At 64.5% G+C, this 19,293-nt stretch carries 15 protein-coding genes; 6 read left to right on the forward strand and 9 right to left on the reverse strand.

Going from position 1 to position 19,293, the window contains the following annotated elements; genetic code table 11:
• Positions 1–27: 27 nt before the first annotated feature.
• A complete protein-coding gene (locus E2K99_RS05465; protein ID WP_121044784.1) occupies positions 28–1,239 on the forward strand; it encodes a M20 aminoacylase family protein in 1,212 nt (403 codons plus the stop codon).
• Here the strand turns inward: E2K99_RS05465 and E2K99_RS05470 are convergent.
• Entirely contained in the window at positions 1,226–2,356 is a 1,131-nt protein-coding gene (locus E2K99_RS05470) for a DSD1 family PLP-dependent enzyme (RefSeq protein WP_134221594.1), read from the reverse strand. The genes E2K99_RS05465 and E2K99_RS05470 overlap by 14 nt on opposite strands.
• A 129-nt stretch (positions 2,357–2,485) precedes the next feature.
• Complete coding sequence (locus E2K99_RS05475; protein ID WP_134221595.1) at positions 2,486–3,382, reverse strand: LysR family transcriptional regulator; 897 nt, start codon at positions 3,380–3,382, stop codon at positions 2,486–2,488.
• 286 nt (positions 3,383–3,668) lie between these two features.
• On the opposite strand from E2K99_RS05475, the gene E2K99_RS05480 reads away from it, so the two are divergent.
• Positions 3,669–4,307 carry a LysE family translocator gene (locus E2K99_RS05480; protein ID WP_134221596.1) on the forward strand — a complete coding sequence of 213 codons (639 nt, stop codon included), beginning with the start codon at positions 3,669–3,671 and terminating at the stop codon, positions 4,305–4,307.
• 75 nt (positions 4,308–4,382) lie between these two features.
• Here the strand turns inward: E2K99_RS05480 and E2K99_RS05485 are convergent, their stop codons facing one another.
• Positions 4,383–5,930, reverse strand: a complete 1,548-nt coding sequence (locus tag E2K99_RS05485) for a methyl-accepting chemotaxis protein (protein WP_134221597.1) — start codon at positions 5,928–5,930, stop codon at positions 4,383–4,385.
• Between the two features lie 460 nt (positions 5,931–6,390).
• On the opposite strand from E2K99_RS05485, the gene E2K99_RS05490 reads away from it, so the two are divergent.
• Both E2K99_RS05490 and E2K99_RS05495 read left to right on the forward strand, forming a co-directional pair.
• Positions 6,391–7,302: a LysR family transcriptional regulator gene (locus E2K99_RS05490; RefSeq protein WP_034332540.1), complete on the forward strand. Its 912-nt coding sequence runs from the start codon at positions 6,391–6,393 to the stop codon at positions 7,300–7,302.
• A 184-nt stretch (positions 7,303–7,486) separates the two neighbouring features.
• A complete protein-coding gene (locus E2K99_RS05495; protein ID WP_088755249.1) occupies positions 7,487–8,680 on the forward strand; it encodes an acyl-CoA dehydrogenase in 1,194 nt (397 codons plus the stop codon).
• Positions 8,681–8,749: 69 nt separating this feature from the next.
• On the opposite strand, the gene E2K99_RS05500 is transcribed toward E2K99_RS05495, so the two are convergent.
• The 6 genes from E2K99_RS05500 to E2K99_RS05525 form a co-directional block, all read right to left on the reverse strand.
• Positions 8,750–9,958: a CaiB/BaiF CoA transferase family protein gene (locus tag E2K99_RS05500; protein ID WP_134221598.1), complete on the reverse strand. Its 1,209-nt coding sequence runs from the start codon at positions 9,956–9,958 to the stop codon at positions 8,750–8,752.
• 73 nt (positions 9,959–10,031) lie between these two features.
• Positions 10,032–10,832 carry an oxepin-CoA hydrolase, alternative type gene (locus E2K99_RS05505; protein ID WP_134221599.1) on the reverse strand — a complete coding sequence of 267 codons (801 nt, stop codon included), beginning with the start codon at positions 10,830–10,832 and terminating at the stop codon, positions 10,032–10,034.
• Complete coding sequence (locus E2K99_RS05510; RefSeq protein WP_134221600.1) at positions 10,829–11,974, reverse strand: acyl-CoA dehydrogenase family protein; 1,146 nt, start codon at positions 11,972–11,974, stop codon at positions 10,829–10,831. Before E2K99_RS05510 ends, E2K99_RS05505 begins: the two co-directional genes overlap by 4 nt.
• A 10-nt stretch (positions 11,975–11,984) precedes the next feature.
• Positions 11,985–13,181, reverse strand: a complete 1,197-nt coding sequence (locus E2K99_RS05515) for an acyl-CoA dehydrogenase family protein (protein ID WP_134221601.1) — start codon at positions 13,179–13,181, stop codon at positions 11,985–11,987.
• Positions 13,182–13,220: 39 nt separating this feature from the next.
• Entirely contained in the window at positions 13,221–14,411 is a 1,191-nt protein-coding gene (locus tag E2K99_RS05520; RefSeq protein WP_134224038.1) for an acetyl-CoA C-acyltransferase, read from the reverse strand.
• 77 nt (positions 14,412–14,488) lie between these two features.
• Complete coding sequence (locus tag E2K99_RS05525) at positions 14,489–16,630, reverse strand: 3-hydroxyacyl-CoA dehydrogenase NAD-binding domain-containing protein (RefSeq protein ID WP_134221602.1); 2,142 nt, start codon at positions 16,628–16,630, stop codon at positions 14,489–14,491.
• Positions 16,631–16,991: 361 nt separating this feature from the next.
• Between E2K99_RS05525 and E2K99_RS05530 the strand changes: the two genes are divergently transcribed.
• Complete coding sequence (locus tag E2K99_RS05530) at positions 16,992–17,792, forward strand: IclR family transcriptional regulator (RefSeq protein ID WP_008326330.1); 801 nt, start codon at positions 16,992–16,994, stop codon at positions 17,790–17,792.
• Positions 17,793–18,100: 308 nt separating this feature from the next.
• Positions 18,101–19,285, forward strand: a complete 1,185-nt coding sequence (locus E2K99_RS05535) for an ABC transporter substrate-binding protein (protein WP_034340216.1) — start codon at positions 18,101–18,103, stop codon at positions 19,283–19,285.
• The last annotated feature ends 8 nt before the right edge of the window (positions 19,286–19,293 follow it).

The raw sequence follows: 19,293 nt of genomic DNA on the forward strand, positions 1-19,293 counted from the left end.
TCATGACGGCATGAACACATGAGCATCATGGAACACACTGAACATTCGCACGACTCCTTGCACCAGCACCGCGCCCACTGGGCCGGCCTGCGCCGCGACCTGCACGCGCATCCCGAGCTGCGTTTCGAGGAACATCGCACCGCCGACGTGGTGGTGCAGGAGCTGCAAGCGCTGGGCTATGAGGTCACGCGTGGCCTGGGCGGCACCGGCGTGGTAGCCAGCCTGCCGGGCAGCGATCCGCAACGCGGCATCGTGCTGCGCGCCGACCTGGATGCCTTGCCCATCGTCGAGGCCAATGATTTTGCGCACGCCTCGTGCAGCCACGGCATCATGCACGCCTGCGGGCATGACGGCCACACCGTCATGCTGCTGGGCGCGGCGCGCGTGCTCAAGCAGCAGCCGACCTTGCCGGGCAGCGTGCACTTCGTCTTTCAGCCGGGAGAAGAGGGCGGGGCGGGGGCGCGCAAGATGATCGATGACGGCCTGTTCGAGCAGTTCCCGACCGAAGCCGTGTTCGGCATGCACAACTGGCCCGGCTTGCCCGCCGGGCAGTTCGGCTTGCGTACCGGTCCCATCATGGCCGCCGGTTCGCGCCTGAAAATCACCATCACCGGCAAGGGCGCCCATGCGGCCCAGCCGCACCTGGGGCTGGACCCGATCCCGCTGGCCTGCTCCATGGTCCTGCAGTGCCAGACCATCGCGGCGCGCCACAAGGATCCGGTCGACCCTGCCGTCATTTCGGTCTGCATGTTCCATGCGGGCGATACCGACAACGTCATCCCGGACCGCGCCGAATTGCGCGGCACCATTCGCACGCTGTCCTCCACCTTGCAGCAGAAGCTGCAGGAAGATATCCGCCGCATGTGCCATGCGCTGGCCGACGCCTATGGGGCCAAGGTCGAGGTGGAATTCTTCCAGTACTACCCGGCCACCATCAACACCCCGGCCGAGACCGATTTCTGCGAACGGGTGATTCGCCAGACCTTCGGCGATGAACGCATCCGTACCGGTATCCCGGCCAACATGACCTCCGAGGATTTCGGTTTCATGCTGGAGGAGCGGCCCGGTACCTATGTGTTGATCGGCAATGCGCCGCAGGACCGTGCCTCGCACTCGCTGCACCACCCGCACTACGACTTCAACGACGACATCATCGAAGAAGGCGTGCGTTACTGGGTGGCGCTTGCGCAGTCTTACTTCGGCAGCGGGCTCACGGGCGGAGCCGTTACCAGCCGTTGAAGCGCGGCCAGGTCGCCACGCTGCCATCGGCGGCGATGGCCTGGTATTGCTGGTACTGCGCACCGGTGGCACAGGCGTGGTTGGGCAGGATGCGCAGGCGCGTGCCGATGGGCAGGTGCTCTGCGATCTGCGCATCCGGGCTGCCCTGGCGCGAGAGGATGCCGTGTTCCTGGTTGGCCCCGCTCATGAGGTAGCCTTCCAGCACCTTGCCGTCTTCCGTGCAAACCTGCCCATAGCCGAAGTCGTGCTTGCGTCCTTGCGTGCCGCGGTCGCGGCTCATCGCCATCCATCCTGCATCGACGATGGCCCAGCCTTTTTCGGGCTGGTGGCCGATCACGGTGGTCAGCACGCTCAGGGCGATCTCGTCCATGGTATTGACGCCCACGTTGTGCATCACCAGGTCGAACATGGCATAGACACCGGCACGCACTTCGGTCACGCCGCGCAGGTGTTCGGCGCGCAGGGCGGTCGGGGTGGAGCCGATGCTGACCACGTCGCAGGGCAGGCCGGCTTCGCGCAAACGTTCGGCGGCGCGCACGCAGCCGACGCGTTCCTGTTCGGCCACGGCGATGAGGGCGGCGTCGTTGTCGTAGTCATAGCTGGAACCGGCATGGGCGATCACGCCGCCGATGCGCATGCCGCCGGCATGGAGTACGTTGCCCACGGCCAGCAGGGTGGCGTCTTCCGGGGCGATGCCGGAGCGGTGGCCATCCACGTCGATTTCAATCCAGACCTCGAAACATTCCTCTTGCGCCTGGCCGAAGGCCACGATGGCCTCGGCACAGACCACGCTGTCGGCCACGATCTTGAGATCGCAGCCCTGGCGCCGCAGCGCCAGCGCCTGGCCGAGCTTGGTGGGCGCCATGCCAACGGCGTAGACGATGTCGGTGATGCCGGCGGCAAAGAACTGTTCGGCTTCCTTGAGGGTGGAGACGGTGATGCCGCGCGCACCAGCCTGCAGTTGCGCCTGCACCACCTGCTGGCACTTGGTGGTCTTGACGTGCGGACGGAAGCGCACGCCCAGCGCATCCATGCGCTGTTGCATGCGGGCGATGTTGCGCTCCATGCGCGAGATGTCGATCAAGGCGGCGGGCGTGGGCAGGGTGGCCAGGCTCATGGGGAACTCCTGAAGAGGGTAGGTCGATGAGCATCGACTATAGGAGATCGGGATTGCGCCGTGCTTAATGCTCGGTGAATCGAGCATTAAGCTGTGTTTAATGCACCTTCCTGCGCGCTACCAGCCCCGTCAGGCTTCCTGGAACTGCCGTATGGTCTCCAGCACGTTCACGGTGGCCTTGTCCAGGTTGGGCAGGGCGCGATGGGCCACACCGATGTGTCGCTTGAGCACCGGCGACAGCGGCACGATGCGGATGTCCTTGTGGCGCTCCAGTTCGGCGGCCAGGGGCTGTTCCAGCGGCAGGATGGCTGCGCCGTAGCCGGCGGAGACCAGGCTCTTCATGGCTTCGTTGTAGTTCAGTTCGATGCGCGCGCGCGGGTTTTCCCCGGCCTCGGCAAACCAGGCCATGGTGAGCCGGTACATCTGCGTGGTGGCATCGTTGAAGATCATGGGCTTGTCCATCAGCCAGCCCGGCTTGACGGCGGCGGGCGATTTCCAGGTCGCCGGCAGGAAAGCCATCATGCGGTCGCTGCGCCAGTGCGTGATCTGGATGTCCTTGGAGGCCGTGATGGGGATGGCGACCAGGCCGATGTCGAGCGTGCCTTCCTGCAGGCGCGCCATGGTTTCGTTGGAGCCCATGATGTTGACCTCCACGTCGATGCCGGGGTAGCTGTTTTCCAGCTGGCGCAGTACGCGCGGCAGCAGGTTCACCACCACACCGGTGGAAGTGCCCAGCCGTACCCGGCCGACCTTGCCTTCGACATGTTTCCTGGCGACATCGAGCAGATCGTCGGCATCGCGCAACAGGCGCCGGGCCCGGTCGATCACCAGCGCGCCCAGCGCCGTGGCTTGTACGCGGCGACTGCCGCGCATGAGCAGGGCGCTGCCCAGGCGCTCTTCGAGATCGCTGACATGCAGGCTGATCGTGGGCTGGGCCAGGTGCAGCGCATTGGCGGCAGCGGAGAAGGTGCCGAGGTCGACGATGGTGACCAGGGTGCGCAACTGGTCGAGGCTGAGTTCTCTCATCAGGTTTCATGATAGTGGCTGTCATCAAACTCAATTTTACCAATGACTTCGTTTGGCGGATGATCTGCGCATTCATCCAGGGAGAAGTCCATGCGGCACATCGTCAGCCAGGTCCTTGCCCGCGTCCTCGGGGACCAGCACGCTTCACACGGGGGCGCTGCGCGGGAATTGCGGGAGATGGGGGCGCGCGAGCTCACTGATCTGGGCATAGGCGCGAGCGAGGTGCCGTTCTTCCTGAAAAAACAAGCGAATGAGGTGCGCCCTCGTCGCCAAAAGGAGCCTGTCCATGCAACATCTTGCTGAACTGATCGCACTGTCCGCCACGCTGAGCGTGGCCACCATGAGCCCCGGCCCCAGCTTCGTGATGGTGGCGCGCACCTCGGTCGGCGGCGGACGAGCCAATGGCCTGCTGGCCGCACTGGGCATGGGCATCGGCGGCGTGCTCTTTGCAGGAGCGGCCTTGCTGGGACTGCAAGCAGTGCTGCTGGCAGTGCCTTCGCTCTATCTGGTGTTGAAGTTCGGGGGTGGTGTTTATCTGGCCTACATGGGCTGGCGCATCTGGCGCGGGGCGCGTACGCCCTTGATGGCGGACGACATCGCACAGCGCGATGCATCACCGTCCCTGTCCCGTCGGTCCCTGTGGCTGGGCCTGGTCACCCAGATCAGCAATCCGAAAACCGCCATCGCCTACACCAGCGTGTTTGCCGCCTTCTTGCCGGCCGAGACGTCCTTGCCCTTCAAGGGACTGACGCTGCTGCTGGTTTTCCTGATCGAAGCGGGATGGTATGGCCTGGTGGCCGTGGCGCTCTCGTCAGCGCGTCCGCGCCGCTGGTATGTGCAGGGCAAGCACTGGTTCGACCGGACCGCCGGTGCCGTCATGATGACGCTCGGGTTCAGGCTGCTGCTCTCGCGCATGGGGCCGTGACAGGGCGCGATTGACTGCATGCGGGGCCCCGGCACGCCGCCGACGTCAGGCGATCCGATGTCGGCCGTGATGGCCTCACTCCAGCTTGAACTTCCCCACCACCGCCGCCAGATTCCCCGCCTGTCCCTTCAGCGAATCCGCTGCTGCCGCCGCCTGCTCCACCAGCGCGGCATTCTGCTGGGTGGTCTCATCCATCTGCGTGATGGCGAGATTGACCTCATTGATGCCGCCGCTCTGTTCCTGCGTGGCCGCACTGATCTCGGCCACCACGTCGGTGACGCGGCGTACACTGGCCACCACTTCGGTCATGGTGCTGCCGGCACGTTCCACCAAAGCGCTGCCGGCGCTGACCTTCTGCACCGAGTCGTCAATCAGTTCCTTGATCTCCTTGGCCGCACCGGCCGAGCGCTGGGCCAGTGAGCGCACTTCCGAGGCCACCACGGCGAAGCCGCGTCCCTGCTCGCCGGCACGGGCCGCTTCCACTGCTGCATTGAGCGCCAGGATGTTGGTCTGGAAGGCGATGCCATCGATCACGCTGATGATGTCGGCAATGCGGCGCGAACTTTCGGTGATCCCCTCCATGGTCTGCACCACCTGGCCCACCACGTCACCGCCCTGGCTGGCGATGTCGGAGGCGGTGGCCGCCAGCTGGTTGGCCTGGCGCGCGTTGTCGGCATTCTGGGTGACGGTGGAGGTGAGCTGCTCCATGGCCGACGCCGTTTCTTCGAGCGAGCCGGCCTGTTGTTCGGTGCGGTTGGACAGGTCCAGATTGCCACGGGCGATTTCGTTGGAGGCGGTAGCAATGGTGTCGGTCCCCTGGCGCACCTCATTGACGATGTCGCGCAGGCTGTCGTTCATCACGCGCAGGGCTTCCATGAGGCGTCCGGTTTCATCGCGGCCGGCCGGGCGGATGCGCAGGGTCAGGTCGCCACGTGCCACGCGCTGGGCGATTTCCACTGCTTCCTTCAACGGGCGCGCGACATTGGCCGCCACCACGAAGGCCAGCAGCGAACCGATGGCCACCGTCGCCACCAGCAAGCCCACGATCCAGCGCTGCGCCGCGCGGAATACGCCCGAAGCTTCTTCGTCAGCGCGCGCGCTGCCGCTGGCATTGAGCTTCACGATGGCGTTGAGGTTGCCGACCATCGCGGCGTAGAGCTTGGCGGATTCGCCATTGAAGAGGGCGCGTGTCTCGTCATACTGCTGGTTGGCCGCCATCTCGGCCAGTTGTTCATCCACCTTCAGGTAGGCAGCCAGGTTCTTGCCGAACTGGGCGTACTGTTCCTTCTCCTCGGGTTCGGACATGCGCTGCTCGAATACCGCGCGCTGCTTGGCCAGCGCATCCAGCCGTTTCTTGATGGACTGGTTGGCAGCGCTGCGCTCCTGGGGCGTCACCGCCGTGACCAGTTCCAGTTCATTGAGGCGCAGCGGTGGCAGTGAACCCTGCAGCTCGCGCGCGGCATCCATGGTCGGCATCCACTTGTTGACGATCTCGCCGGAAGCACTGTTGACCTGCTTGAGTTCCTTCATGGCGAACAGGCCCTGCAACAGGGTCAGCGCAATCACCACCGCAAAGGACAGCGCCAGTTTTTTGGCGATGTTGAGGTTGTAGAACCAGATCATGTCTTCCTCGCATTCGATTTATATCGTTTTCAGTGTCGGATCCGAACGATGCGGTCGAACGTTTCTGCGAGGCCGCCCGTTTGGCGAGCGGGCGTCAAGAGCAGCAACCGGCCGGGGGGCGTGGTTGCGGGAGCAATGAAGTGCTGGTGATGTCATGCTGTCATGCCGTCACGAAGCGTCGGCTTCCTGCCCATCCTGTCTCTCTTGTAGCCAGCGGCCTCCCTTGGCCGCCGGCGCTTGCTGTTCGATGGTCGCATGGCTGGATCGGGCTTGATCTTAACGACCGGCAAGATTTCCATCCAATGAAATTAATCATGCTGGCAATGCGTTAATTGATATCGATTGTTTGATATCGATGGTTGTCAGGATGTCGTACAAGATTATTCAATGAGGTACGATGGAAGACGCCGGAGCTGCAGTAAGATGTGCATAAAATTCACTTCTCCGCCTTTTTCGCACGATGCGCCGAAAGATTCCCTCCACCCAGGCCATGGCCGTCTTCGAGTCGGCCGCGCGGCACCAGAGCTTTACCAAGGCCGCCCAGGAAATGGCGGTGACGCAGAGCGCGGTCTGCCGCCAGGTGGCCGCGCTGGAAGAATTCCTGGGCCTGAAGCTGTTTCGCCGCACCAAGCGCGGCGTGCGCCTGACCGAGGCGGGCGTGAGCTACAGCCACCAGGTCGGCCAGCGCCTCGATGAAATCGAACGCGATGCCCTGCACCTGATGTCGCGCGATGGCCATGGCGATACGCTGGAGCTGGGCGTGATGCCGACCTTCGCCACCCGCTGGCTGCTGCCGCGCCTGCGTTCCTTCCTGGAGGCGCATCCGGGCGTGACCGTCAACCTGCGGCCGCGCACCCGGCCCTTCCTTTTCGAAGAGACCAATCTCGATGCCACGCTCTACGCCGGGCAAGCCAGCTGGCCCGGCACCGAGGGCGTGTTCCTGATGCGCGAGAGCATGGTGGCCGTGGCCAGCCCCGAGCTCATCGGTGCCGGCCGCAAGCTCACGCCCACCGAACTGCTGGCCTATCCGCTGCTGCAGCAGAGCACGCGGCCCTATGTGTGGCGGCAGTGGTTCGCCTCCTTCGGCATGCAGGTGCAGAACGACCTGGTGGGCACGCAACTGGAACTGTTCTCCATGCTGACCCAGGCCGCCATCGTGGGCATGGGCGTGGCGCTGATCCCGCGCTTCCTGATCGAGGATGAATTGCGGCGCGGCCTGCTGGTGGTGGCAGTCGATCACGATTACCTGAGCACCCATTCCTACTACCTGATCTATCCCGAGCGCACCTCGGAGCGGCCGCTGCTGCGCCTGTTCCAGGACTGGCTGGAAGAACAGGCCAAGGCCTATCGACTGCCCAGCGGATTGGGTTGAGCCGGTGTCGTGGAAGCTGTCTCGACAGGCGGAACCGGAGTGCGTGAAACGCACACGGTGATGCAAACAATTCGTTTGCGCCGGGGCGGGGCAGTCCGTATATTTTTGTCCACCGCCGCTGCGCGAGGACGGTCCGCGAAGACTGTGCTGCTGCAGCGATTCCTGATGCACAAAAGAGGCTTCCATGAGCAAAACGCAGCAACGACATGCATTCGATTACGCCGACCCCCTGATGCTGGAGCAGCAGCTGAGCGACGATGAGCGCCAGGTGCGCGACGCCGCCCAGGCCTACTGCCAGGACCGCCTGGCTCCGCGCGTGCTGGAAGCCTTCCGCCACGAGAAGATGGATGTGAGCATCTTCCGCGAGATGGGCGAGCTGGGCTTGCTGGGCGCGACCATCGACGAGCAATACGGTGGTGCCGGGTTGAATTACGTTTGTTATGGCTTGATCGCGCGCGAAGTGGAGCGCGTCGATTCCGGCTATCGCTCCATGATGAGCGTGCAGTCCTCGCTGGTGATGACCCCCATCAATGCCTTCGGCACCGAAGCGCAGAAACAGAAATACCTCCCCAAGCTGGCCAGCGGCGAATGGATAGGCTGCTTCGGCCTGACCGAACCCAACCACGGTTCCGATCCTGGCAGCATGATCACCCGCGCCCGCAAGGTGGATGGGGGCTACAGCCTGTCCGGCAGCAAGATGTGGATCACCAACAGCCCGGTGGCCGATGTCTTCGTGGTGTGGGCCAAGGATGACGAAGGCGAGATTCGCGGCTTCATCCTCGACAAGGGGGCCAAGGGCTTGTCGGCGCCGGCCATCCACGGCAAGGTCGGCCTGCGTTCTTCCATCACCGGGGAAATCGTGATGGACAACGTCTTCTGTCCGGAAGAAAACGCCTTCCCCGATGTGCGCGGATTGAAGGGCCCCTTCACCTGCTTGAACAGCGCGCGTTACGGCATCGCCTGGGGCGCGCTGGGCGCAGCCGAAGACTGCTACGAACGCGCGCGCCGCTACACCATGGAGCGCCAGCAGTTCGGCCGTCCGCTGGCAGCCAACCAGCTGGTGCAGAAGAAGCTGGCCGACATGCTCACGGAAATCTCGCTGGGCCTGCAAGGCTGCCTGCGCCTGGGCCGCCTGAAGGATGAGGGATATTCCGGTATCGAGCAGACCTCGATCATGAAGCGCAACAGCTGCGGCAAGGCACTGGACATCGCCCGCATGGCGCGCGACATGATGGGCGGCAACGGTATCTCCGACGAGTTCGGCGTGGCGCGTCACCTGGTGAACCTGGAAGTCGTGAACACCTATGAGGGCACGCATGATGTGCATGCGCTGATCCTCGGCCGCGCCATCACCGGGCTGGCAGCTTTCTCCAACTGAAGCGACATCGCCTGCAAGCCGCCTGTACGATGGCTTGCAGGCGAATGATTTCCTCTTTTGCTCTTTTCTCTACAGCACGCCGCGTTCGCGCAACGCGGCGATCTGCGCTTCTTCCATCCCCAGCAGCGACTGCAAGACTTCTCCCGTGCCTTCACCCAGGGAGGGCGGCGCCTTGCGCACCGGCAGGCGTTCGCCATCGAAGCGATAGGGCGGCGTCAGCACCTGCACGCTGCCCGCTTCTGCATGCGGATGCGTGCTGACCAGGCCGGCCGAGGTGGCGCGCGGGCTGGTCAGGGCCTCATGCAGGCCCAGCACTTCACCGCAGGGAATGCCGGCCTGGTGCAGCTTGGCCAGCAGGTCGGCACGCTTGCGGGCCTTGAGTTCGCGGTTGATTTCCGGGACCAGCACGTCGCGATGCTGGCCACGGCTGACGTTGGTCTTGAAGCGCACATCCTCGGCCAGGTCGGGACGGTCGATGACGCTGTGGCAGAAACGCTGGTACTGGCTGTTGGTGCCTACGGTAATGACCAGCCTGCCATCGGCCGCATCAAAGACGCCATAGGGAATGATGGAGGGATGCGCATTGCCATAGCGCGGCGGATCGTCGCCCAGGATCAGCGCTTCCAGCCCGTAATACGAGGTGATCATGACGCCGCAATCGAACAGCGCCATTTCCACATGCCGTCCCTGTCCGGTCTGCTGGCGCTGGTACAGCGCGGCCAGCACGCCCTGGGCGGAATACATGCCGGTGAACAAGTCCACCGCCGCCACGCCCAGCTTCAACGGCGGCTGGCTGGCCTCGCCATTGAGCGACATCAGGCCGGATTCGCCCTGGATCACCAGGTCATAGCCGGGCCGCGTGGCTTCGGGACCGCTGCTGTCGTAGCCGGTGATGGAGCAATACACCAGGCCGGGATTGTCGCGGCGCAGGGTTTCGTAATCGAGGCCAAATTTCTGTACGCCGCCGAACTTGAAATTCTGGATCACCACATCGCTCTTGCGGGCCAGCTGGCGCACGATATCCTGGCCTTCCGCGGTCTGCAGGTCGACGCTGATGGAACGCTTGTTGCGGTTGACGCTGTTGAAATACGCGGTTTCGGTGGAGCCGATGCGGGTGCCCCAGTCGCGCGTGTCGTCGCCGCGTTCGGGGTGCTCGACCTTGATCACTTCGGCACCCAGGTCGCCCAGCACCATCGCACACCACGGGCCGGCCAGCACGCGCGAGAGGTCCAGTACGCGGACGCCGGCCAGTGGCAGGGATGCAGTCTGTTCAGTCATGTTGTCTCCTCGTGGACGGGATGCGTATTGCGTTTTGTTCTTCTGTATTTCGTGGTTGCGCATCCCGGTAATGCTATTCGTTTGGTGTCTGCCGCAGCCGCCGGAAATCGGCGGGCCGTTTTTCGAGGAAGGCGTGAATGCCCTCGGCCGCCTCGTCTTCACCCTGCGACAGCACCATGTGCTGCGCTTCCAGTTCCAGTTGTTCTTCCAGCGTGGCACCGTAGGCATGCTGGCACAGATGCTTGATGCGGGCCATCGCCTGTGCCGGTCCGTCGGCCAGGGTGGCGGCCAGTTGCACGGCGGCTTGCAGTGCCTGTCCCGCCTCGGCCAGCTGATTGACCGCGCCCATGGCATGCAGGCGTTCGCCATTGAAACGCTCGCCCGACAGGCACAGCTGGGTCAGCACCTGGCGCGACAGGAATTGCGCAAGGAAAGCCGTCACGCCCCCATCGGGCGTGAGCCCGACCTTGACGTAGGCCACCGAGAACTGCGCCTGGCGCGTGGTCACCAGCAGATCGCAGGCCAGGGCCAGCGACAGCCCGGCGCCGGCCGCGCCGCCTTCGACGGCTGCAATCACCGGCTTGCTGCAGCGGCCGATATGGCGGATCAGGTCGTGCAAGCCTTCCAGTTTTGCACGCCGTTGCTGGGGTGCCATGCTGCGGCGCTGGGCCAGCAGGCGCAGGTCGCCGCCGGAGCAGAAGAAGTTGCCGCCCCCGGCCAGCACGATGGCCCCCACTTGCGGATCGGCCTGGGCCTCGTCGAGCGCGGCCGTCAGTGCCACGTACAGGTCGGCGTTGAGGGCATTGCGCGTGGCCGGATCGTGATTGATGAGCACGCGCACCGCGCCGCGCTGCTCGCGCAGGACCTCGCTCATGCCGGTACTTCGCGGCCCAGCGCGATGTAGCGTTGCAGGTGGTGGTCCTCGTCGCCGAGCTGGTGATCGATCATCACCAGGCGCTTGGCGTAATGCGACAGCGGCAGTTCCCAGGTCATGCCGATGCCGCCATGCAGCTGGATCGATTCTTCGGCCACCAGCGTGCCGATGCGGCCGATGCTGAACTTGGCCGCCGACAAGGCGCGTTCGCGCGTGAGGCGGTCGGCGTCCAAGGCGGCAGCGGCATTGATGACCGCCGAGCGTGCCTGTTCCACTTCCAGCAGCAGGTCGGCCATGCGGTGCTGCAGGGCCTGGAAGCTGCCGATGGGCAGGCCGAACTGCTTGCGGGTGCGCAGGTAATCGAGCGTGGCTTCCTTGGCCACTTCCATCGCGCCCAGTGCTTCGGCGCACAGGGCCAGCACGCCGCGTCCGAGGATACGTTCGAGCAGCGCAGCGCCATTGCCTGGGCTGCCCAGCAGAGCGTCGGCGGGCAGAGATGCATCCTTCAGCAGCAGGTCGGCTACGCGGCCACCGTCGATGGTGTCGCTGCCTTGCAGTTGCAGGCCCGCCGTATCGGCCGGGACCAGGAACAGCGAGATGCCGTCAGGATCATCGGTTTCGCCGCTGGTGCGCGCCGAGACCAGGAATACATCGGCCGCTTCCGCGTGCACCACGACCGCCTTGTGCCCTTGCAGACGCCAGCTTCCATCAGCCGATTGGGTGGCGCGCGTGGCCACATGCGTGGGCGCGTAGTGGCTGTCGGCTTCTTCATGGGCCAAGGCGGCCAGCGTCTGGCCGGCGATGATCGGTTCCAGCAGGGCTTTCTGTGCGGGCGTGCCAGCGGCCGCGATGGCCTCGCCCACCAGAATGGCACTGCCCAGCAAGGGCTCCAGCAGCAGGCCGCGGCCGATCTCTTCAAACACCACGGCGATGTCGAAACCGCCCCCGCCGTAGCCGCCATCTTCCTCGCGGAAGAGCGCGCCGATCACGCCCATCTCTGCCAGCTGCGACCACATGTCGCGGCTCATGCCGGGTGCGGATTGCAGCAGGTGCTTGCGGGCTTCAAAACCATACTGTTCGGTAATGAGACGGCGCAGGCTGTCGGCCAGCATGCGCCGTTCTTCGGTGTGCTCGAAATTCATGGGCGTTTCCTCACAGGCCAAGGATCATCTTGGAGATGATGTTCTTCTGGATTTCATTGGAGCCGCCGAAGATCGACAGCTTGCGATTGTTGAAGTAATGCGCGGCCGCACCGGCAGCGGCTTCCGGACCCAGCGTGCCGCCGTCGTGACCTTCTTCCAGCGAATGCCACTGATACGGGCGCGCATAAGGACCCATGGCGCGGCGGGTGAGGGCGGTGATTTCCTGGCGGATCTCGGTGCCGCGTATCTTGAGCATGGAGCTTTCTGCACCGGGCGCACCACCGCCGGCCACCGCCGAGATGACGCGCAGGTTGGTGGTCTTCATGTTCTCCAGATCGATTTCCACGCGGGCCATGCGGGCAGCGAAGAGCGGGTCATCGGCCAGCGGACGGCCATGGCTGCGTTGCGTGGCGGCGATTTTCTTCAAGCGTTGCAGTGCGGCCACCGAGAAGCCGATGCCGGCGATGTTGGTGCGCTCATAGGTCAGCAGGTACTTGGCGCAACTCCAGCCGCGATCTTCCTCGCCGACCAGGTTTTGTACCGGCACGCGCACGTCGGTGAAGAAGACCTCGTTGACTTCGTGCTCGCCATCCAGCGTGATGATGGGGCGCACTTCCACGCCCGGGGCGTTCATGTCGATCAGCAGGAAGCTGATGCCTTCCTGTTTCTTGGCTTCGCGGTTGGTGCGCACCAGGCAGAAAATCATGTTGGCGTAGTGGCCCAGCGTGGTCCAGGTCTTCTGGCCGTTGACGATGTAATGATCGCCGTCGCGTACCGCATGCGTCTTCACGGCCGCCAGGTCGGAACCCGCGCCCGGTTCCGAATAGCCCTGGCACCACCAGTCCTCGCCATTGAGGATGCGCGGCAGCCAGTATCGCTTCTGCGCTTCGTTGCCGTACTTGATCAGCACCGGCCCCAGCATGTTGACGCCGAAGGGCACCACGCGCGGCGCATGCGCCAGGCAGCATTCATGTTCGAAGATGAATTTCTCGATCACGGTCCAGCCGGTGCCGCCATATTCGCGGGGCCAGTGATTGGCCAGCCAGCCGCGTTCGTTGAGGATGGCGTGCCATTGCGCCATTTCATCGCGGCTCAGGTGCTTGCCGCTGGCGACCTTGTCCGACAAGGCCTTGGGCAGCTTCTCGGCGAGGAAGGCGCGCACGCTGTCGCGGAAGGCTTCTTCGGCCGGGGTGAAATTCAGATCCATTCCAGTCTCCTTGAGGATGCAGCGAAGCGATGCTGCGCTTCAATAGATTTCAAACAGGCCGGCCGCGCCCATGCCGCCGGCAATGCACATGGTCACCACGGCGTAGCGCGCACCGCGCCGCTTGCCCTCGATGAGCACGTGGCCGGCCAGACGGGCCCCGGTCATGCCGAAGGGATGGCCGATGGAAATGGCGCCGCCGTTGACGTTGAGCAGCTCTTCCGGAATGCCCAGGCGGCGCTGGCAATACAGGGCCTGCGAAGCGAAGGCTTCGTTGAGTTCCCACAGGCCGATGTCTTCCATGCGCAGGCCGTGGCGCTGCAGCAGGCGCGGCACCGCAAAGACCGGGCCGATGCCCATTTCATCAGGCTCGCAACCGGCCACGGCAAGGCCGCGGAACGCGCCCAGCACCGGCAACCCCGCGCGTTCTGCCGCGCGCGCTTCCATCATCACGCAGGCCGAGGCCCCGTCGGAGAGCTGCGAGGAATTGCCTGCCGTGATGAACTTGTCCGCGCCCATCACCGGGGCCAGCTTGGCCAGTGCCTCATAGGTGGTGCCGGGGCGGTTGCAGTTGTCGGCCTCCACCGTCACCTCGCGCAGGCTGGTCTGGCCGCTGGCCTTGTCGGTGACTTGCATGGTGGTGGTGCAGGCCACGATCTCGTCGCGGTAGCGTCCTGCTTCTTGCGCTTCGGCGGTCTTGCGCTGGCTGGCTTCGGAGAAGCGGTCCTGGTCTTCACGCGAGATGCCGTAGCGGGTGGCCACGATGTCGGCGGTCTCGATCATGGGCAGGTAGAGCTCGGGCTTGTGCTCGACGATCCACGGATCCATGCCGCTGTCGCCGCTGTCGGTGGCGCTGCGGCTGCGGATTTGCGAGATGCTTTCCAAACCGCCTGCGATCATGGCATCGGCGCCATCGACCACGATGCGGCCTGCGGCCATCGCGATGGCTTGCAGGCCCGACGCACAGAAACGATTGACGGTAGTGCCGGCGATGCTGATGGGCAGCCCTGCACGCACGATGGCCTGGCGCGCGATGTTGCGGCCGGTGGTGCCTTCCGGATAGCCGCAGCCGAGGATGGCATCCTCGATCTGGCCCGGATCGATGCGCGCACGTTCGACGGCGGCGCGCACGGCGAAGGCCGCCAGGGTCGGGCCGGGCGTGACGTTGAATTCGCCGCGATGGGCCTTGGTCAAGGGAGTACGCGCAGTGGATACGATGACGGCTTCCCGCATCATGGAATTCTCCTGGAAGGATGGTGCAACGGGGAGACCGCCAAGGTGCGCGGTCTCCGGGGAGTTCGGTAGAACGATCAGCCGGCCTGGTTCAGCGATTCAAAATTGGCGCTGCGTTCGACCAGTTCCACCAGCAGCGGCGAGGGCGTCCAGAACAGCGGGTCTTCGGCGGCAAAGGCGCGGATGTCCGCCAGCACATTGGGCAGGCCGACCATGTCGGCGTATTTCATCGGACCGCCGCGATGGCGCGGGAAACCGTAGCCATAGAGGAAGGTGACATCCACATCCAGCGGACGCAGCGCAATGCGCTGATGGACGACATTGGCACCCTCGTTGATCATGGCGGCCAGGTAGCGGCGCTGGATGTCTTCCTTGCTGAAGCTGCGCGGGGTGATGCCGGCGCGTTCACGTTCTTCGTCGATGAGCGCCAGCACTTCCGGGTCCGGCGCGCCGCTGCGCGGTCCATCCGGATAGCGATAGAAACCGCGTCCGCTCTTCTGGCCGAACCAGCCGCGTTCGCACAGGCGGTCGGCAATGCGGACGTAGCGCGCACGCGGATCGCGCGTGGCGGCGCGGCGCTTGCGGGTGGCCCAGCCGATGTCGCCACCGGCCAGGTCCACCACCTGGTACGGCCCCATGGCAAAACCGAAGTCGCGCACGGCAGCATCGATCTCATAGGGCGACGCGCCATCTTCCATCAGGGCATCGGCCGCCTGGCGATAGACGGCCAGGATGCGATTACCGATGAAGCCATCGCAGACCCCGGCGCGCACCGGCACCTTGCGCAGGCGCTTGGCCAGTTCGAAAGCGGTGGCCACCACGTCGCCCGTGACCTGGCGCGGCACCACGATTTCCAGCAGCTTCATCACATTGGCCGGCGAGAAGAAGTGCAGGCCGATCACGTCCGAAGGACGGGAGATGCTGGCGGCAATCGCGTCGATGTCGAGGTAGGACGTGTTGGTCGCCAACACGGCACCGGGTTTGCAAACGCGGTCCAGTTCGGCGAAGACGGCTTGCTTCACCGTCAGATCTTCGAAGACGGCTTCGATCACCACATCGGCGGCGGACAAGTCTTCATAACGGGTGCTGCCGTGCAAGCGCGCCAGTACGGCGTCGCGGGCTTCTTGCGTGAGACGGCCCTTGGCCACCTGGGCGTCGTAAACTTTTTCCACATGGCCGCGCCCACGTGCGAGCGCTTCATCGTCACGTTCAATCATGGTCACCGGCAAACCGGCATCGAGCACCGCCACGGCAATGCCCGCACCCATGGTGCCGCCGCCGACCACACCGATCTGTTCGATGCGGCGCGGCTGGGCGTTGCGGGTCTCGGGGGCTTTCTGCACTTCGCGTTCGGCGAAGAAGGCGTGGATCAGGCCGGCGCGTTGCGGGCTGTCCAGGCATTGCAGGAAGAACTGGCGTTCCAGTGCGAGTCCTTCCTCGAAGGTGAGATTGGTGGCGGCTTCCACCGCATCGATGATCTTGTGCGGGGAGAACAGGCCGCGCGATTTCTTGCCGGCCTCGGCGCGTGCGGCCGCAATGGCCGCTTGCGTGGCGGCGGTATCGGCCAGCCCTTTGCCATCGCGACTGCGGCGTACCGGTGCGTGGGTCTCCAGCAGGGCCTGCAGTTCGCGCAGGCCGGCCGCGCGCGCCTGATCGGCGCTGTCGCCCTCGGCCAACTGGTCCACCAGACCGAGCGAAAGGGCTTCCTTGGCGCTGAGATGGCGTCCGCTCAGCATCATGTCCAGCGCGGCCTGCGCACCGATCAGGCGCGGCGTGCGCTGGGTGCCACCGGCACCGGGCAACAGGCCCAGCTGCACCTCAGGCAGACCCAGGCGGGCGTTGCCAAGGGCTACGCGGTAATGCGCTGCCAGCGCCACTTCCAGCCCGCCGCCCAGGGCCGCACCGTGGATGGCGGCCAGCACCGGCTTGTTGCAGGCCTCGATGCGATTGCACAGTTCGGTCAGCAGGGGCGATTGCGGCGGCTTGCCGAATTCGCGGATGTCGGCCCCGCCGATGAAGTTGCGCCCCGCGCCGGTCACCAGGATGGCGGCTACGCCTGCATCGGCCTCACCCTCCTCGATGGCGGACATCAGGCCCCGGCGCACCGCCACCCCCAGCGCATTGACCGGCGGGTTGTCGATGGTCACCACCAGGATGGCACCTTCACGCGCCAGATGGACCGGGGGCGTTTCGCCCGCCGCCGTGGATTGCTTGGACATGCAGCAGTCTCCTGTTCTAGTTGGTTCGCATAGCGAAACTCAAGTTCGCAAATGGCGTTTGTCGGCAACGATACCGCATTTGCGCCGGATGTGTAAACCGTGCATACCGCAGCGGCCCGATCTGCACAATTGTCAGCAAGGGTCAGGTGGGGTGGGCGTTTGCGGCCGATGGCGAAAAAGGCAGGTTGAGCCGGGGGCCGCTGTTGGCGCTGTTGAAACGCCACATCCGGACTGCTTGTTTTGCACAGCGGAACACACGTTCGCAAATAATTGACACTGCGATTTCAGGTGTGTACATTCCACAGCCAATGAAGGGCGACGTGACCATGCGGCACGGCCCTGCCACGCGGAGATGTGACGGATGGATGAGATTGTGTCGTTCAAGGGTGAGGATGAGAGCCACGACCGGCAGTTCGTCAATGCCCTGGCGCGTGGACTGGAGATCCTGCGGTGCTTCCGTCCCGGGGAGATCTACCTCACCAACACCGAACTGGCCAAGCGCACCGGCCTGCCCAAGCCGACCATCTCGCGTCTGACGCACACCCTGACCCGGCTGGGCTATCTCGAATATTCCGAAGACCAGGGCCGCTATCAGCTCGGCTCCGGCGTGCTCGCCCTCGGCTACTCCCTCCTCTCCGGCATGGATGTGCGCAAGCTGGCGCGTCCGGCCATGCAGGAGCTGGCCGACTATTCGCAATGCAATGTGGCGCTGGGCATCCGCGATCGCCTCAGCATGGTCTACATCGAAGCCACGCGCGGCCAGTCCGCCGTGACCTTGCGCCGCGACGTCGGCTCGCGCATTCCGCTGGCCACCACCTCCATGGGCCGCGCGCTGCTGTGCGCCTTGCCCCAGAACGAACGCGATTTCCTGATGGACCACATCCGCCTGCGCAATGAAGAGCAATGGCCCAAGGTCAAGGCCGGCATCGAGCAGGCCTTCAAGGATTACCAGGATCATGGTTTCTGCATTTCCGTCGGCGAATGGGAAAAGACCATCAGCGCCGTGGGCGTGCCCATGATCGATGCCAACGAAGAAAAGATCATGGCCTTCAATTGCGGCGGCCCGGCGTTCATGCTGACGCGCGAGATGCTGATGGAAGACCTCGGCCCGCGTCTGGTGAACGTGGTGCGCACGGTGGAAGCCAGCATGGGCCGCCACTGAGCGGCAGGCAGCAACGAACAGGTCACAACGAGCAACAACGAGCACGGAGACAGACGCGCCGCCATGCCGCAGGCATGACCGGTGCGCAGCAAGGCAGTACCGCAGGTCCATCACAACAAAAAACAGAAGTCAGCGCCATCGGGGTCATGCAGACCCGTTTCAGCCATGGGTGTCCGGTGCCGTCCGGCCGGGATGCGCACGTTCGCAGGCAGCGTCGTGCGCCTGGCATCCATCGCTGAGGCGGGACGTCCCGCGCAGGACAGACATCAACATCACTCAGATTCACTCAGAGGAAAAAGGTGGAGACAATGACGAACAAGCATCAAGGCATCAAGCGACTGGCCCTGCTGGCCTGTATCGCCTCGGCACTGGCCGCTGGCGCGGGCAGCGCGGCCGCCGACGAACTCAAGGTCGGCGTGGAAATCCCGCTGACCGGCAGCCTGGCCCGCGTGGGCTCGGGCATGCAGGAGGGCATCAACGTGGCGGCCGATGTCTTCAACAAGACCAACGGCAAGCACAAGATCAAGCTGGTCACCATCGATGACGAATCGGCCCCGGCCAAGGCCATCGCCGCCGTCGAGAAGCTGGCTGGCGAAGGCGTGCTGGCCATCACCGGCGGCTACGGCTCCAACAATATCGCACCGGCTGCCGATGCGGCGGGCAAGGCGGGACTGGTCTACATGACCTCCGGCGGCGTGGACGACAACCTGGTCAACAGCGGCCGCAAGAACTTCTTCCGTATCAACAACGTGGCCGGCTACCAGAAGGCCATGGTGGGCCTGCTGGACGACATGAATGCGCGTTCGGTCTCCATCGTCTATTCCACCAAGGAAGCCACGGCGGCGCTGGCCAAGGACCTGGAAAAAGCCTGGGGTGCCAAGGGACTGAAGGTGACTTCGCACGCCTTCGATCCGGCCATCAGCGACTTCAAGCCCATCGTCAACAAGATCAAGCTGCAGGACAAGCCGGAAGTCATCGCCATGATCGGCTACGAGAATGACTACGTCGGCATCCTGCGTGCAGCGCGCGTGTTGAAGCCGGCGGTCAAGGCCATGGTCGGCGTATGGTCGCTGGCCACCCCGAAGATGGCGCAGGACTTCCCGGACCTGGTGCCCAATGTGTATGGCACGGCGCTGCTGCCGTATCCGGCGCAGTTCACCACGGCCGATGGCAAGCTCTTTGAAGAAACCTATCGCCGCCTCTACAAGAAGGACCCTGACTACCTGGGCCAGTTCGGTTACGTGCAATCGATGCTGCTGTTCGAAGCCATCGCCCGCGCCGCCGACAAGGGCACGCTCAAGAAGGATGGCGTGGCCGAAGAAATGCGCAAGACCGATCGTGAAACCCTGATCGGCCGCGTGCAGTTCGGTGCCAATGGCGACAACCTGAACTTCACCCACCACATGGGCCAGCACCAGGGCGACAAGGTCGCCATCGTCTGGCCCAAGGCGGCTGCTACCAACAAGATGAATTATCCGGCCGTGCCCTGGTAATGCCCGGG

Source organism: Herbaspirillum huttiense, from assembly GCF_004367745.1.
Lineage (GTDB): Bacteria > Pseudomonadota > Gammaproteobacteria > Burkholderiales > Burkholderiaceae_D > Herbaspirillum > Herbaspirillum huttiense.

Bases quoted from the DNA above. Each gene is read 5' to 3' on its own strand.
- E2K99_RS05465 (WP_121044784.1), top strand. From the start codon at position 28: ATGGAACACACTGAACATTCGCACGACTCCTTGCACCAGCACCGCGCC.
- E2K99_RS05470 (WP_134221594.1), bottom strand. From the start codon at position 2,356: ATGAGCCTGGCCACCCTGCCCACGCCCGCCGCCTTGATCGACATCTCG.
- E2K99_RS05475 (WP_134221595.1), bottom strand. From the start codon at position 3,382: ATGAGAGAACTCAGCCTCGACCAGTTGCGCACCCTGGTCACCATCGTC.
- E2K99_RS05480 (WP_134221596.1), top strand. From the start codon at position 3,669: ATGCAACATCTTGCTGAACTGATCGCACTGTCCGCCACGCTGAGCGTG.
- E2K99_RS05485 (WP_134221597.1), bottom strand. From the start codon at position 5,930: ATGATCTGGTTCTACAACCTCAACATCGCCAAAAAACTGGCGCTGTCC.
- E2K99_RS05490 (WP_034332540.1), top strand. From the start codon at position 6,391: ATGCGCCGAAAGATTCCCTCCACCCAGGCCATGGCCGTCTTCGAGTCG.
- E2K99_RS05495 (WP_088755249.1), top strand. From the start codon at position 7,487: ATGAGCAAAACGCAGCAACGACATGCATTCGATTACGCCGACCCCCTG.
- E2K99_RS05500 (WP_134221598.1), bottom strand. From the start codon at position 9,958: ATGACTGAACAGACTGCATCCCTGCCACTGGCCGGCGTCCGCGTACTG.
- E2K99_RS05505 (WP_134221599.1), bottom strand. From the start codon at position 10,832: ATGAGCGAGGTCCTGCGCGAGCAGCGCGGCGCGGTGCGCGTGCTCATC.
- E2K99_RS05510 (WP_134221600.1), bottom strand. From the start codon at position 11,974: ATGAATTTCGAGCACACCGAAGAACGGCGCATGCTGGCCGACAGCCTG.
- E2K99_RS05515 (WP_134221601.1), bottom strand. From the start codon at position 13,181: ATGGATCTGAATTTCACCCCGGCCGAAGAAGCCTTCCGCGACAGCGTG.
- E2K99_RS05520 (WP_134224038.1), bottom strand. From the start codon at position 14,411: ATGCGGGAAGCCGTCATCGTATCCACTGCGCGTACTCCCTTGACCAAG.
- E2K99_RS05525 (WP_134221602.1), bottom strand. From the start codon at position 16,630: ATGTCCAAGCAATCCACGGCGGCGGGCGAAACGCCCCCGGTCCATCTG.
- E2K99_RS05530 (WP_008326330.1), top strand. From the start codon at position 16,992: ATGGATGAGATTGTGTCGTTCAAGGGTGAGGATGAGAGCCACGACCGG.
- E2K99_RS05535 (WP_034340216.1), top strand. From the start codon at position 18,101: ATGACGAACAAGCATCAAGGCATCAAGCGACTGGCCCTGCTGGCCTGT.